Raw genomic sequence first — 14,270 nt, 5'->3', positions numbered from 1 at the left:
GTTACATATAACCTTATCAAACACCTTTTTTATATGAAAGGTAGTAATGACAACGCTTATAGACAACGTAAAAAAAAATTAAAATTTTTTTTAGATTTTTTGAACGATTATGTATTCGCAAACGTCACAATATTGTCCACATAATAAGGAGGCTTTGTATGGAGGAAGATGATTGGATACTCATTGAACGTGCAATGCAAGGAGAAGAAGAGGCCTTTTCAATGTTATATAAACGCTATTATTCGTATTTATTTAATTATTTACTTAAATTGACATTAGATGAGCAAATAAGTGCTGATATAAGTCAAGATACAATGTTAAAAGCGTATCTTCGTTTACATACATTTCGTGGCGATAGTAAGTTTTCGACTTGGCTTATTTCAATTGCCTCACGTTTATATGTTGACAAAATAAGAAAGAAAAAGCGTGATATCAATTTAATGAAACAAATGAAGGTGATCCTGTCGAGGCAATTAAAGTGGAAAAGTGATCAACTACAAATGGAATGGAGTGATTTCTTTGCCGAGTTCAATCAACTAGAAACATCGATTAAAATGCCAATATTGTTGCATTATTATTATGGCTATACGTATGAAGAAATTGGAGAAATGTTAAATGTAAAAGCTGGTACTGTTAAGTCTAGAGTCCATTATGGCATTAAAAATGTGCGAAAGGAGATGAATAGAAATGAGTGAACAAGATAAAGATCGTCACTTGGTACAGTCATTAAAGGCGGATTGGAAGAAGCTCGATCAAATTGGAGATGAATGGATCGATTCGGCCTATTTAGAACAACAGATACAGCAAGCTCAAAAAGAAAAACAACGTGCAATGAAGAAAGAGTTTTATTTATTTCTTGTTTCTTCCGTATTCATCATGATCGCTACAATCGCCGTTATTCACCAGTCCTTTCATGCCTTTATCATCATACAATGTGTGACATTAGTGGGAGCACCACTTATTCTTTTCTTACTAAACTTAAGAAAAAAGAAAAAGAAGGTGACGGCATGATTGAGGGCACTCAATGGGATATGAGAATCATCATGTTGTTAGCTGTTACGTTACTTGTTCAAAGTATCTTTCTTTTTAGAGATGCTCAAAAAGAGGGAGCTACAAATGGTTTTGGGGTATTTGGGGTTGCTTCAATTTCCTATGCCGACGTTATTTTATTTTCTGTTTGTTAGATGGCCGCAAGACCGAAAGCAAAATAAGAGGAGGGTATAAGATGAATACGATCGATTCGGATTTATTAATGTTATTAGTGCCAATTTTCGTATTACAAGGAATTTTATTTTTAATCGCAATGATTAGTTTAATACGTCAAGAAAGTACCAATGGTCCTAAATGGATGTGGGCTTTGCTCATTCTATTAATGAATCCTATTGGAGCGATATTATATTTTATTATTGGGCGAAATAACAATTAAGGAGTGAGTAGATGATTATTGAAGTAAAGCAGCTCTCAAAGAGATATAAAGAGCATACGGCTGTTCACCCATTAACCTTTTCCATTGATAAAGGTTCTTGTGTGGCGGTGCTCGGACCGAATGGAGCTGGTAAAACGACGACATTGCAAATGCTTGCAGGATTATTAACACCGACGTCTGGTAAGATAAACTTTTCTCATTTATCTAAACGAGACATGCGTTCAGAAATTGGATTCTTACCTCAGCATCCTTCCTTCTTTAATTGGATGAATGCGAGTGAGTTTTTACAGTTGTCAGGACAATTAGCGAATATACGCAAAAATGAACTTCAAGATAAGATCGAAGAAGTGTTAGAATTTGTTGGATTGACATCTGCTAAAAAGAAGAAAATTGCAGGGTTTTCAGGAGGGATGAGACAGAGGCTTGGATTAGCTCAAGCTATCATTCATGAGCCTAAATTATTAATTTTAGATGAACCTGTTTCGGCATTAGACCCACAAGGACGCCGTGATGTTTTAGAGTTAATTCAATCATTAAAAGGGAAAATGACGATTCTTTTTTCTACACATATTCTTCATGATGCTGAACAGGTTTGTGATGATATTTTCATATTAAAAGAAGGACAGCTGAAGTGGCAAGGTAAATTAAATGATTTGCAGGAAGAGCATTCAATGGACCTTAAACTTGCAGTAGAAAGCAATGTAGCGCAACATCTGGAGCAATTAAGCACCAGCAACGATTATCGGATCGTAGATGACACAACGGCTTTTATTCATATTCAACACCAAACAGAAGGGAGTCATATACTATCCGCTCTTTTGAAAAATGGTGCGGTTGTTACGCACTATGAATTGGTGAAGGAATCGTTAGAAGACGCATATTTGAAGGTGATGGAACAATGAGAACATTTTGGATATTGTTTAAAAAAGAAATGGTTGAAAGCATGAAAAACGGAAAATGGATATGGCTACCCATTACATTGATTATCCTAGGAATTTCACAACCGATTACGACTTATTTTATGCCACAAATTCTTGAAATGGCAGGAAATCTACCAGAAGGTACAGTCATCGAACTTCCAACACCTACAGGTGAAGAAGTATTAAGTGGTGTATTGTCGCAATATGGCACGATAGGAACTCTTCTATTTATTTTAGCGTCGATGGGTATGATCGCTCATGAACGAAGAAGTGGTGTGTTAACATTAATTATGGCTAGACCCGTTTATTCGATTCAGTATATTATGAGTAAGTTTGCTGCACAGTCGTTTCTACTAATTGTTTCACTCTTTTTCGGCTATGCTCTGAGCTGGTATTATACGAATTTATTATTTTCAACGATCACGTTTCAAGCAATGATCTCTAGCTTCATGATATATAGTGTATGGGTACTTATCGTCATTGCTACTACGACATTTGTAAGTACTGTATTAAAACAAGCTGGAGGCATTGCCGGTGTTAGTGTCATTCTGTTAGGAACAATGGGTATTTTAAGTACATTGCTTCCGAAATATATGGAATGGAGCCCTGGAAATATAAGCAATGAAGCGATGTTACTTATCAATGAAACATCTTCGTCCAACTTATGGTTCGTTAGTCTTAGTAGTGTTATTTTGATTGCGATCCTGTTGATGGTTGCTATCGTAACATTTAATCGATTAGAAAGCTATCACCAAGCTGATTTTTAAAAGAAATTAAAAAAATCGTATTCATAAGCATAACCTTTTATTATTTCTCCAACATTAGGTAAAATAGGGTTAACTTTTAAGAAGGAGTGATTGGATGTCTTATGAAATTGCGATTATTGGTGCAGGTCCAGCTGGTGCAAGCGCGGCTCTGTTTGCAGCGAAGGCCGGAAAGAAAACATTATTGTTAGATCATGGTAAAAGTATGACAGCGAGAGCATGGGTAGAGAATCATTATGGCGTAGATGGTATTGAAGGCCCTAAACTTTTAGAATTAGGAAAGGAACAAGCGACAAAATTTGGGGCTGACTTGAAGGAAGAGGAAGTATTATCAATTTCTGAGCAAGCTGATGAATATGTGCTGGAAACGGCAAATGGTACATACTTAACAAAGCATGTGATTCTAGCAACTGGAGCTATTGCACAACTAGCTGAAAAGAGTGGAATTGCCACAAAAGAGGGCTCGGAGCCTCGTATTAAACAAGTTGTCGATGTTGATGCCTCAGGTAAAACGAAGAAAGAACGTATATGGGCTGCTGGAACTGTTGCAGACCAAAGTGTACACACGATTATTACGGCAGGTGATGGTGCGAAGGTAGCGATTAATGTTATTAGTGAATTAAATGGTGAGCGTTATGTTGACCATGATGTATTAAAAGCATAATAGATTGATTTCGAGTAGAATCCACTAAGGATTCTACTCTTTTTTTATTCCACAGCATAGGTGAAACAAGCCATACATGATGACTACATAGATGATAGGAATTGTAAATTAATTAATGCATTGTATATTTTTTGTATAAAATCTGTTAAATCATTAATTTCGTCATATTTTCTATGATTTAATACAGATGAGGAGGCGATTACATGAATCAAGTTGAGTTAATAAATGTTTCAAAATCGTATGACAAACAGTCTCATGTTTTAAAAGAAATTCACTTAATGATCAAAAAGGGCGAGTTTTTTGTCTTAGTTGGTCCTTCTGGTTCTGGGAAAAGTACGTTACTGCGAATGATAGCGGGTTTGGAAGAGATTACGGATGGGAAACTCTTAATCAATGATAAAGTCGTCAATCATTTACCTCCTAAAGATCGTCATTTATCGATGGTATTTCAAAATTATGCATTATATCCCCATTTAACGGTCGAACAAAACATATTGTTCGGGCTTCATGCAAAAAAAGTACATAAGCAAGAACAGAAGCGTCGCCTACTTGAAACGGCTGAAATGATGGGATTAACGGAACTCTTAAAAAGAAAACCGAAAGAATTGTCAGGTGGTCAACGACAACGGGTAGCATTGGCTCGGTCCGTAGTGAGCGAAGCGCCTCTTTGTTTAATGGATGAACCTTTGTCTAATCTAGATGCAAAGTTACGATCTCATATGAGAATGGAAATTCGTCGTTTACAAAAGAAACTAGGGTTAACGATGATATATGTCACTCATGATCAAGTAGAAGCGATGACAATGGGAGATCGAATTATGGTGTTGAATGATGGTCATATTCAACAGTTAGGTGAGCCGATCACGTTATACAATGAACCTGCCAATACATTTGTTGCCTCATTTATTGGTTCTCCTAAGATGAACATGGGTAGAGCGTTATTCGATGAAAGTGGTAGCAATTTGCTAGTTGAAGGTGAACTGAAAATTCCTGCTAACTCAATAAATATAACTAGCTTATCGAGGGATAGAGAATACATGGTCGGAATTCGTGCTGAGCATATTACTCATGGCAATCAGGAACAAATTACTCATTTAATTGACGTTATAAATGTTGAACAATTAGGGAATGAAACATTACTCTCTTTTGAAATTGGACAAGAGGTATGGACTGCCAAATGGCTTGGACAATGGCGAATTCAAATGGGAGATAAGATCCCAATTCAGTTATCAATCGATTCATTATGCTTTTTTGATAAAGAAACAGGTCAGCTCGTTAAAGCAGCTACGGTTGGTGAAACAAAAGAGGTTGTTGCAATATGAATGAAGTGATCGTAAATCAACAATCAATCATTGATGATACAGCCATTGCAAATGCAAAACGAAAAGGAAAGTGGATGCAGTTTTTTAAAGGTATGCTATTTCTACTGCCATCTATTGTTTTGTTTGGGTTGTTTTTATTTTATCCACTAGGGAGAACGATCTATTTAAGCTTTTTTTTAACAGATAATAGTGGAAATCCGACTGTATTTGTTGGTCTTGATAATTTTATAGCTATTTTCACTTCCCCTATATTTCAGAAGAGTTTAATGTCTACTTTTTTATTTGTTTTATATATCGTTCCGGGTACGGTGCTTTTAGGGTTATTTTTAGCGATTATTGCGAACGAAAAACTAAAAGGAATTGGGATTTTCCGAACGGTTTTTTCGTCAACCATGGGAATATCAGTTGCAGCAGCATCTGTTTTTTGGTTGTTTCTCTTTCATCCTACCATTGGTTGGCTTAATCAAATGATAAGTGTAGTTGGTATTAGTGCTATTGGTTGGTTAACAGATCCCCAATGGGCACTCATTTCCGTTTCCATATCAACGATTTGGATGAATGTTGGCTTTACGTTTTTAATTCTATTAGGTGGCTTACAATCAATTGATTCGTATTTATATGAAAGTGCCAACATTGATGGTGCAAGCTATTTTTATAAGCTGCGACGCATTACGCTACCAATGCTATCACCGACATTATTTTTCGTTGTAACGGTTACACTGATTAACGCCTTTCAAACATTCGGCCAAATTGATTTATTAACTCGAGGTGGGCCGCAAAATGAAACGAATTTAATTGTGTATTCCATTTACCAAAATGCATTTATGAATTATCAATATGGCACAGCAAGCGCACAAGCGTTCATTTTATTTGTGATTATTCTCGTTCTGACATTTGTTCAATTTAAATTAGGTGAAAGGAAGGTTCATTATCAATGAGAATGCCGACATCGCAAAAAATCATCCTTTACATTTTACTAACTATTTCAGCCTTTCTCATTTTTGCACCTGCTTTAATGGCTTTTAGTATGAGCTTTATGTCAGGACAGGATATTATGACAGGAAAAATCATTCCTACATCGATTACTTTTGATAATTATATTCACGTGTTTCAACGTTTTCCACTTATGAATTATTTAATAAATAGCTTTGTTGTATCCATTTTGATTATGATCGGTCAGCTTACTTTGGCTAGCTTAGCAGCATATGCGTTTACGTTTCTCCATTTTAAGGGAAGAGATGTGCTATTTTTTATATTTATTGCGACAATGATGGTTCCATTTGAAGCTTCTATTATTCCCAATTTCCATACGATTCGTGACCTAGGCTTTATAGACTCTTATATTGGTCTAACTCTACCATTTTTTGCGATGGCCTTTGGAACGTTTCTATTACGACAAAACTTTAAGCAAATTCCAATTGAATTAAAAGAAGCTAGTGAAATTGTCGGTATGGGTGATTTTACATTTTTTATTAAAATCGTTCTGCCTGTTGCGCGTACAAGCTTGTTAACGTTATCCGTTTATAGCTTCTTATCTTCTTGGAATATGTACTTATGGCCATTACTAGCAACGACAAATGATTCTGTCCGTACCGTACAAATTGGTTTAAAACAGCTACAATCGCAAGAGCAATTAAATGAATGGGGCATTATTATGGCTGGGGCGATCATTGTTGTATTACCAACATTACTCTTATTGTTCCTAGGTCAAAAGAAATTACAAAGAGGGTTAGCAGAAGGGGCACTTAAATAAGGCATTCTTGGATAACGAATGTGTTATTCATTAATGATAAATTGAAAAAGAAATAATGATGAGGAGTGGAAAGTTCATGATGAAAAAAGGATTTGTTTTTATCGTATTGCTTACTTTCATGCTAGTGATAGTCGCGTGTAACAACAGTGAAGTGACTGGTGAAGAAGGAAATGATTCAGATGATTCTACGAATGAGGTAGAAAATGCAGATCAAGATCAAGCAGCTGACGATGAGGCGCAAAATACGGATGGGCCTGTTACGGTAACGTTTTGGCATGCGATGGGAGGGGCATTACAAGAGGCTCTTGATGAATTAGTTAATATGTATAATGCAGCTCAAGATGACGTGATTGTTGAAGCAGAATACCAGGGTTCTTATGATGAAGCACTAACCAAATTTCATAGTGTTGCAGGAACAGACAGTGCTCCTACGATGATTCAGGTATTTGAGATTGGGACCATGTCGATGGTACATAGTGGACATATTACACCGATTCAAGATTTAATTGATGCCGATGGTTATGATATGAGTAGCCTTGAAGACAATATTATCAATTACTATAAAATAGACGATCAATTTTATTCGATGCCATTTAACTCTTCAACACCTGTTATGTATTATAACAAGGATGCCTTTGAAGCAGCTGGACTTGACCCTGATGCACCACCTGAAACATATGAAGAAATAGAAGAAGCTTCACGTCAAATTGTCGAATCCAATCCAGATATGAAAGGCTTTGCTTTACAAGCTTATGGTTGGTTATATGAGCAGTTGCTAGCAAATCAAGGTGCCTTGCTTATGAACAATGATAATGGACGAAACGGTACACCGACAGAGGTTGGCTTCACTGAAGCAGAGGGGAAATCGGTCTTTGCTTGGGTGGAACGTATGATAGAAGACGATACCTTCGCTAACTATGGAACAAATAGTGATAATATGGTTTCTGGGTTTATGTCAGGTGATGTTGCGATGTTTTTACAGTCGTCAGCAAGTGTAAAAAATGTCGTAGAAAATGCTCCATTTGAAGTAGGCGTCGCATTTTTACCTTACCCTGAAAATACAGAAAGAAATGGCGTTGTTATTGGTGGGGCAAGCCTTTGGATGGTCGATGGAAAACCAGAAGCTGAGCAAATGGCCGCGTGGGACTTTATGAAATTTTTACAAACGCCAGAAGTACAAGCACAGTGGCATGTAGGAACAGGTTATTTTGCGATTAACCCAGCAGCTTATGACGAAGAGGTTGTTCTAGAAGCATATGAAACTATGCCACAATTAAAGGTAACTGTAGATCAACTCCAAGCGACAACGTCTAATTATGCTACTCAGGGTGCTATTATGGATATGATACCTGAAGCTCGTCGGATTACAGAAACGGCGTTAGAAACGGTTTATAACGGTGGAGCAGTTGATGACACATACCAATCAGTAGTAGATCAAATCAATGCAGCGATTGAACAAGCGAATAGAGCACGAGGAGAATAAAGAAAATTAAACATCAAGTTTTATACAAGCCCGAATATAAGCTGCTCAAATAATGTTTGAAACAAGAGTATCTCAAGTAACAACAACTTGAGATACTCTTGTTTATTTATGAAATATGAAGAGAAGTCAGTATCGTAGTAAAACAATGTATAGCGTAAATAAAAAGCCGCTTTGACCTATTCGATGTTTTCTTTTTTAGAACAAGGGAATAGAAAGTTAAATCAATAAACTAAAGGAGGAAACAGTATGCTCTGGACCATTTTTCTTGTATTGCTTATATTGTGGATACTTGGAATGGTGTCTGGAACCATTCTTAATGGGTTTATTCATATTTTGCTTGTGATAGCAGTTGTGACATTGCTCATTCGAATTATTAGAGGGAAATCACCAGTTTAATTTGTTAATCGGTAAAGCCTAGTAATAGGACCTTATGTTATCTTACATTAGGTTCTATTACTTTTTTTCTTATTCATTTATAAGAAATTGATGTTTCAAAAAAAGCTCATGTAGAAAGTATTACGTGACCTTAGTTATGTTTTGATAGGTAATGACAAATACTACGATTAATGGAGGTGAGTTAAAAATGAAAGCAGTTACGTATCAAGGTAAATATGAAGTTACTGTTAAAAAAGTGAAAGATCCTACTATTAAAAAGAACGATGATATCATCATTAAAGTAACATCTACGGCTATATGTGGATCTGATCTGCATCTATACCAAGGAAATTTCCCACTACCGATTGGTTATACAATTGGACATGAACCGATGGGGATTGTTGAGGAAGTGGGCTCTAATGTGACAAGTGTGAAAAAGGGAGATCGTGTTGTCATTCCGTTCACTGTTGCATGTGGATCATGTTATTTCTGTGATCGTGACTTGGAAAGTCAGTGTGATCATGCTAACCTCATTATGATTCGGGCGGGTATTTTGGGTATTCTGAAAAATTCGGCAATTATCCAGGTGGTCAAGCGGAGTATCTGCATGTTCCGTTTGGGAATTATACGCCGTTTCTTATTCCTGAGAATTGTGAATTAGACGATGAATCATTATTATTTTTGTCTGATGTTCTTCCTACAGCATATTGGAGTATTGAAAATGCTGGCGTTAAGGAAGGTGATACCGTTGTTGTATTAGGTTCTGGACCAGTAGGACTGATGACACAACAGTTTGCGTGGGACAGAGGAGCCTCTAGAGTTATTGCCGTCGATTACATACAAAATCGACTTGAGCATTCAAAAAAAATCAACAAAACGGAAGTGTTTGATTTTACTCAGTACGAAGATATGGGGGAAGTATTGAAGGACACGACGAAAGGGGGAGCAGATGTCGTTATTGATTGCGTTGGAATGGATGGGAAAAAATCACCACTTGAGTGGGCCGAACAAAAATTGAAATTGCAAGGCGGTACTTTAGGACCTATTCAAATAGCAACAAAGGCAGTTAGAAAAGGGGGAACGGTGCAATTAACGGGTGTATATGGCGGTCTATACAATATGTTCCCACTAGGACCTTTTTTCTCTCGGAATATCACGCTCAAAATGGGGCAAGCACCGGCACGTCATTTTATGCCACTTCTTTATGACAAAATCGTTAAAGGTGACATTAATCCTAAAAAAATTATTACTCATACGCTGCCTTTAGAACAGGCAGCGCATGGTTATCACATTTTTAATAAAAAGGAAGACAATTGTGTGAAAGTGATTTTGAAACCATAGTCATACAAACTGGAGAAGGTACATTACAGCTGCGAATAAGAATATACGTACAATTGTCATCTGTCCTGCACTAATTTATGGGGAAGGTAGAGGAATAAAAAGAGAAAGTATCCAAGTACCTGGAATGATTCATTTTGCACTAAAGAAAGGGACAGCCCATCATATTGGAAAAGGCGAGAATGTATGGTCCACTGTTCATATTGATGACCTTGTAGAACTGTATGTATTGGCTTTGTATTATGCACCTTCTGGATCATTTTATTTTGCTGAAAATGGAGAGGTATCTTTTAAAGAGCTTGCTGAAACAATAAATGAAACTTTTGAGCTAGGAAATCAAACAAAAAGTATGTCAATTGACGATGCTATCAGTGAATGGGGAGCAGAGGGAGCACATTATGCTTTTGGTTCCAATAGTAGGGTAAATGCTGAAAAAGCTAGGATAATGCTTGGATGGGAGCCAAAAGGGAAACCGGTATTAGAAGATATTGCGCACGGCTATTACAAAACAATAAATGAGTGATTTAGAAATTGCTTACCTCGATTTCCAGTATGGATGCTTAGGGCGCTTTTCTGAAATAAGGAAAGCGTCTTTCTTCATGAAAAGAGCCATTGAAATTAAATTAGAACTTTATGTTAATAAACAGATGTGAGAGCTATGCTGTTATATGTTCAACAGTAGTGTTATTGATTCGCACCTTATTATCGTTCATGAGGTTTATAGTCTCTATTAAACTATGATCAATATTGGGCATTAAGTTATTAAACTCATCATTCATTTTCTCATTAATAGGAATAGGAGTAACTTCTCCAAGCAAACGAATGGAATTTATAGATTGTGTTTGATGTTTTTATTGTGGTAATAAGAAGTTTAAGTTTTAACATGGCGAACTCTCTTTTTTTCTGTTTTTATTTTCCATTTTATGATATCATAAAATCCAGAAAAGACAATAAAAGGATGTGAAATAATGAAATATAGTAGTATGTTACTATTTTTGCTATTGATATCTTGTTATTCTGATAATAGGCATGATGAATATATTTCGGAAGTTGAGTTTTCAGTGCGAGATAATATTGTGCAAGAGTACATTTTAGAAATTAGACCACTGGAAGAACGTCAATATATTGGGGAACACGCAATTTGGAGGGACGACCAAGAAGAGTTTGAGGCTAATAAGTTCTTATATCTTACAGATAGGCAAAAAGTAGAAGTAGTTATTGAAAATGACCTTTTGTATATCGTAAAGGTTTTTGAAATAGATCCTAATGCTGATATAGATAAGGATAAATTACGTGAGGGAACAGCAGAAATGATATATGAAGAGGAATTTATGGTTGATAAGGGGACAAAACAGTTTATTATTCATACAGAATAATTTTCTATTGAAATACCTGTGAAAGCTTTGGTCATAGGAGATTAATAGACCAGAATAGTTGTCGCAATATAACTTAAAGTATGAGTAATTGAATAATGATGAAGGTTATCCTCTATAAGTATGGTATGGGATAACCTTATTTTGTATAAAGACTATTCAGCGGTGGCGATAGTTGAACAATAGCTATCATTAACAAATGATTTTTTGTTGCGCTGTACAACAACAAACAACGAAACAGCAGACTAACTAAAAACAAAATCATTATCTAGTTTACATAATATATATTATCGGAAGTAACGAAAAAAATAAAAAATATCTCATTTTATGAAGTTTTCTTGAGTTTTGAGATGAAATTTGAATTTTATTCATGTTCATTATCTAAGCCATTAAATGACATGGCTTAGATAATGAAATCATTCTTTCTACATGAGTTGTTTTAACACCTTTGTAACTAAACCTACGTGATTCGTATCGACAATAAATGAACCGTTACTATATCGGTCACTTTTACGAATACTCTTCGATTCCAGACTTTCTATATGACCTTTGTCTGTCAATAATTGATAAATCTCGTTATTTTGATTACTAATTTTCTTACATGCAATCACTCTATGTGGATTAGATTTTAATTCTCTTAAGATCATTAATCCTCTTTTAGCTCTTGTAGATTTATCAAATTCACTAATGGATACTTTTTTTGCTGCCCCACGATGTGTCACAATTAAGAATTCTACATTCTCTTCTAATGAGAACATGTTTGCATCGACGACATAATCGTCTTCTTTTAGATTAATTCCCTTCACGCCAGCCGCTCGTTGACCGACAGCATTTACTTCTGATTCACTAAACCATAATCCGTAACCTTGAGCTGTCGCAATAAATAGCTCTTGCTCACCGTTTGTTTTGAATACGGAAACCACTTCGTCATGATCTTTTAATTTAATGGCCATTAACGGCTTAGAATAGCGTTGTGCTTGATACAATGATAATTGTGAACGTTTTGCCATTCCATTTTTTGTGACGAATAATAAGGATTGTTGCTCTGAGAATTCTTTAATAGGCATAGCTGCAATAATTTCATCCTCACGATCAATAGAAACAATATTAGCTACGTGCTGCCCCATATCCTTCCAGCGGATATCTGGTAATTCGTGTACAGGGATGTATAGATAATTACCTAACTTAGTAAACAGAACGAGTGTATCGGTTGTGTTCATTTCGTAATAACCGAGTAAAAGGTCTCCTTCTTTCATTCCAGGTAATTCGCCATTTGAAGCTGTATAGGAACGTAAACTAGCTCTTTTTACATATCCTTCATGGGTAACACTTACCATTACATCTTCGGAAGCGATTAATACATCCATGTTAATTTTTATTTCTTCTATTTCTGCTTTTATTTCTGTTCTCCTAGCATCAGCAAAGTCTTTCTTGATTTTATTTAAATCTTTTTTGATCACTTGAATAAGCTTTTTCTCACTTGCTAAGACCGCTACTAACTCGTGAATGCGTCTTTCGAGATCGGCAGCTTCTTCTTCAAGCGTGGTAATGTCGGTATTTGTTAATCGATATAGCTGTAAATTCACAATAGCTTCAGCTTGTAATTCGGTAAATTCGTATTGAGCGATTAAATTATTTTTTGCGTCTTTTTTATCGTTAGATGAACGAATCGTTGCGATCACATCATCTAATATCGAGATAGCTTTCATAAGACCTTGAACGATGTGTTGACGGTCTTTCGCTTTTTCAAGGTCATATTGTGAACGTCGACGAATGACTTCTTTTTGGTGATCAATATAAGCCTGAATCAGTTCTTGAAGCCCCATGAGTTTAGGGGCTTTTCTTGAAATGGCCACCATGTTGAAGTTATATGTAATTTGTAAATCAGTATTTTTAAACAAATAGTTTAAAATAGCATTTGCATCTGCTTCTTTTTTTAATTCAACTACGATTCTCATACCTGTTCGATCCGTATCGTCACGAACCTCGGCAATTCCGTCGACTTTTTTATCAAACGTAGCTCATCCATTTTTTTCACTAGATTCGCTTTGTTTACTTCATAAGGGATTTCTGTAATCGTAATTTGTTCCTTGCCGCCTTTTAACTGTTCGACTTCTGTTTTAGCCCGAACGACTACTTTCCCTTTACCTGTTCGATAAGCTTGTCTTATCCCATCTAATCCTTGCACGATCCCACCTGTAGGAAAATCAGGTCCTTTAATAATCGTTAGTAAATCATCTAAAGTTACGTTCGGATTTTCCATCTGCATGATAACCCCATCAATGATTTCACCTAAGTGATGAGGTGGAATATCCGTTGCGTATCCTGCTGAAATTCCTGTTGATCCATTGACAAGTAAATTTGGAAACATTGCAGGAAGAACAACGGGTTCTTCCTCAGAGTCATCAAAATTTGGAATGTAATCAACTGTATTTCGATCAATATCACGTAATAATTGGGAAGCGATTTTCGATAATCTTGCTTCTGTATAACGCATAGCAGCTGCTGGATCACCGTCAACTGAACCGTTGTTTCCGTGCATATCAATTAAAATATTCCGTACTTTCCACTCTTGACTCATCCGTACCATAGCATCATACACAGATGAATCTCCATGAGGATGGTAATTACCGATTACATTTCCGACTGTTTTCGCCGACTTTCGGAAAGGCTTATCCGCTGTGTTCCCTTCCTTATGCATCGCATATAATATCCGACGTTGTACAGGCTTCAATCCGTCACGGGCATCAGGTAATGCACGTTCCTGAATAATATATTTACTATATCGGCCAAAACGATCGCCGATAACTTCTTCTAAAGGAAGATCTAAGTAACGCTCTGTTTGTGCCAAG

Annotated in this window: 14 protein-coding genes and 2 pseudogenes; 15 read left to right on the top strand and 1 reads right to left on the bottom strand. The window is 36.1% G+C overall.

What is annotated here, in order from left to right; genetic code table 11:
* The first annotated feature begins 158 nt into the window (after positions 1–158).
* The 15 genes and pseudogenes from sigY to JCM9152_RS08845 all read left to right on the top strand — a co-directional run bounded on the left by sigY (position 159) and on the right by JCM9152_RS08845 (position 11,421).
* Positions 159–695: an RNA polymerase sigma factor SigY gene (sigY, locus tag JCM9152_RS08905; RefSeq protein ID WP_035343331.1), complete on the top strand. Its 537-nt coding sequence runs from the start codon at positions 159–161 to the stop codon at positions 693–695.
* Positions 688–1,011 (top strand): YxlC family protein, encoded by a 324-nt coding sequence (locus tag JCM9152_RS08900; protein WP_035343329.1) that lies wholly within the window; start codon positions 688–690, stop codon positions 1,009–1,011. Before sigY ends, JCM9152_RS08900 begins: the two co-directional genes overlap by 8 nt.
* Positions 1,008–1,184: a hypothetical protein gene (locus JCM9152_RS22320; protein WP_235715669.1), complete on the top strand. Its 177-nt coding sequence runs from the start codon at positions 1,008–1,010 to the stop codon at positions 1,182–1,184. The genes JCM9152_RS08900 and JCM9152_RS22320 overlap by 4 nt, the downstream gene beginning before the upstream one ends.
* Positions 1,185–1,225: 41 nt before the next feature.
* Positions 1,226–1,426 (top strand): PLD nuclease N-terminal domain-containing protein, encoded by a 201-nt coding sequence (locus JCM9152_RS08895; protein WP_035343327.1) that lies wholly within the window; start codon positions 1,226–1,228, stop codon positions 1,424–1,426.
* A gap of 11 nt (positions 1,427–1,437) precedes the next feature.
* Entirely contained in the window at positions 1,438–2,328 is an 891-nt protein-coding gene (locus tag JCM9152_RS08890; protein WP_035343325.1) for an ABC transporter ATP-binding protein, read from the top strand.
* Positions 2,325–3,113: an ABC transporter permease gene (locus JCM9152_RS08885; protein ID WP_035343323.1), complete on the top strand. Its 789-nt coding sequence runs from the start codon at positions 2,325–2,327 to the stop codon at positions 3,111–3,113. Before JCM9152_RS08890 ends, JCM9152_RS08885 begins: the two co-directional genes overlap by 4 nt.
* Before the next feature lie 94 nt (positions 3,114–3,207).
* Positions 3,208–3,774 (top strand): FAD-dependent oxidoreductase, encoded by a 567-nt coding sequence (locus tag JCM9152_RS08880; protein WP_035343321.1) that lies wholly within the window; start codon positions 3,208–3,210, stop codon positions 3,772–3,774.
* Between the two features lie 203 nt (positions 3,775–3,977).
* Positions 3,978–5,096 carry an ABC transporter ATP-binding protein gene (locus JCM9152_RS08875; RefSeq protein WP_035343319.1) on the top strand — a complete coding sequence of 373 codons (1,119 nt, stop codon included), beginning with the start codon at positions 3,978–3,980 and terminating at the stop codon, positions 5,094–5,096.
* Between the two features lie 74 nt (positions 5,097–5,170).
* Positions 5,171–6,034, top strand: a complete 864-nt coding sequence (locus tag JCM9152_RS08870; protein ID WP_235715676.1) for a carbohydrate ABC transporter permease — start codon at positions 5,171–5,173, stop codon at positions 6,032–6,034.
* Positions 6,035–6,036: 2 nt separating this feature from the next.
* Positions 6,037–6,849: a carbohydrate ABC transporter permease gene (locus JCM9152_RS08865; RefSeq protein WP_148296465.1), complete on the top strand. Its 813-nt coding sequence runs from the start codon at positions 6,037–6,039 to the stop codon at positions 6,847–6,849.
* A 79-nt stretch (positions 6,850–6,928) separates the two neighbouring features.
* Positions 6,929–8,332 (top strand): ABC transporter substrate-binding protein, encoded by a 1,404-nt coding sequence (locus tag JCM9152_RS08860; protein WP_035343499.1) that lies wholly within the window; start codon positions 6,929–6,931, stop codon positions 8,330–8,332.
* 246 nt (positions 8,333–8,578) lie between these two features.
* A complete protein-coding gene (locus JCM9152_RS22315) occupies positions 8,579–8,728 on the top strand; it encodes a lmo0937 family membrane protein (RefSeq protein ID WP_148296462.1) in 150 nt (49 codons plus the stop codon).
* A gap of 187 nt (positions 8,729–8,915) precedes the next feature.
* Positions 8,916–10,048: pseudogene (locus JCM9152_RS08855) on the top strand (zinc-dependent alcohol dehydrogenase).
* Between the two features lie 22 nt (positions 10,049–10,070).
* Positions 10,071–10,568 carry an NAD-dependent epimerase/dehydratase family protein gene (locus tag JCM9152_RS08850; RefSeq protein WP_148296461.1) on the top strand — a complete coding sequence of 166 codons (498 nt, stop codon included), beginning with the start codon at positions 10,071–10,073 and terminating at the stop codon, positions 10,566–10,568.
* A gap of 445 nt (positions 10,569–11,013) precedes the next feature.
* Complete coding sequence (locus JCM9152_RS08845) at positions 11,014–11,421, top strand: hypothetical protein (RefSeq protein ID WP_035343314.1); 408 nt, start codon at positions 11,014–11,016, stop codon at positions 11,419–11,421.
* Between the two features lie 422 nt (positions 11,422–11,843).
* Here JCM9152_RS08845 and parC read toward each other — a convergent pair.
* Positions 11,844–14,269 (bottom strand): annotated as a pseudogene (parC, locus tag JCM9152_RS08840) (DNA topoisomerase IV subunit A).
* Position 14,270: the final 1 nt, after the last annotated feature.

Source organism: Halalkalibacter hemicellulosilyticusJCM 9152, assembly GCF_000513115.1.
Lineage (GTDB): Bacteria > Bacillota > Bacilli > Bacillales > Bacillaceae_D > Halalkalibacter > Halalkalibacter hemicellulosilyticus.
Note: the sequence above shows the minus strand (reverse complement) of the source record. Positions and strands in the feature narration are given on the sequence as shown.

What these genes read in the sequence shown, in the direction of transcription:
- JCM9152_RS08895 (WP_035343327.1), top strand. Translation starts at nt 1,226, where the DNA reads ATGAATACGATCGATTCGGATTTATTAATGTTATTAGTGCCAATTTTC.
- JCM9152_RS08870 (WP_235715676.1), top strand. Translation starts at nt 5,171, where the DNA reads ATGCAGTTTTTTAAAGGTATGCTATTTCTACTGCCATCTATTGTTTTG.
- JCM9152_RS08885 (WP_035343323.1), top strand. Translation starts at nt 2,325, where the DNA reads ATGAGAACATTTTGGATATTGTTTAAAAAAGAAATGGTTGAAAGCATG.
- JCM9152_RS08880 (WP_035343321.1), top strand. Translation starts at nt 3,208, where the DNA reads ATGTCTTATGAAATTGCGATTATTGGTGCAGGTCCAGCTGGTGCAAGC.
- JCM9152_RS22320 (WP_235715669.1), top strand. Translation starts at nt 1,008, where the DNA reads ATGATTGAGGGCACTCAATGGGATATGAGAATCATCATGTTGTTAGCT.
- JCM9152_RS08890 (WP_035343325.1), top strand. Translation starts at nt 1,438, where the DNA reads ATGATTATTGAAGTAAAGCAGCTCTCAAAGAGATATAAAGAGCATACG.
- sigY (WP_035343331.1), top strand. Translation starts at nt 159, where the DNA reads ATGGAGGAAGATGATTGGATACTCATTGAACGTGCAATGCAAGGAGAA.
- JCM9152_RS08875 (WP_035343319.1), top strand. Translation starts at nt 3,978, where the DNA reads ATGAATCAAGTTGAGTTAATAAATGTTTCAAAATCGTATGACAAACAG.
- JCM9152_RS22315 (WP_148296462.1), top strand. Translation starts at nt 8,579, where the DNA reads ATGCTCTGGACCATTTTTCTTGTATTGCTTATATTGTGGATACTTGGA.
- JCM9152_RS08860 (WP_035343499.1), top strand. Translation starts at nt 6,929, where the DNA reads ATGAAAAAAGGATTTGTTTTTATCGTATTGCTTACTTTCATGCTAGTG.
- JCM9152_RS08900 (WP_035343329.1), top strand. Translation starts at nt 688, where the DNA reads ATGAGTGAACAAGATAAAGATCGTCACTTGGTACAGTCATTAAAGGCG.
- JCM9152_RS08845 (WP_035343314.1), top strand. Translation starts at nt 11,014, where the DNA reads ATGAAATATAGTAGTATGTTACTATTTTTGCTATTGATATCTTGTTAT.
- JCM9152_RS08865 (WP_148296465.1), top strand. Translation starts at nt 6,037, where the DNA reads ATGCCGACATCGCAAAAAATCATCCTTTACATTTTACTAACTATTTCA.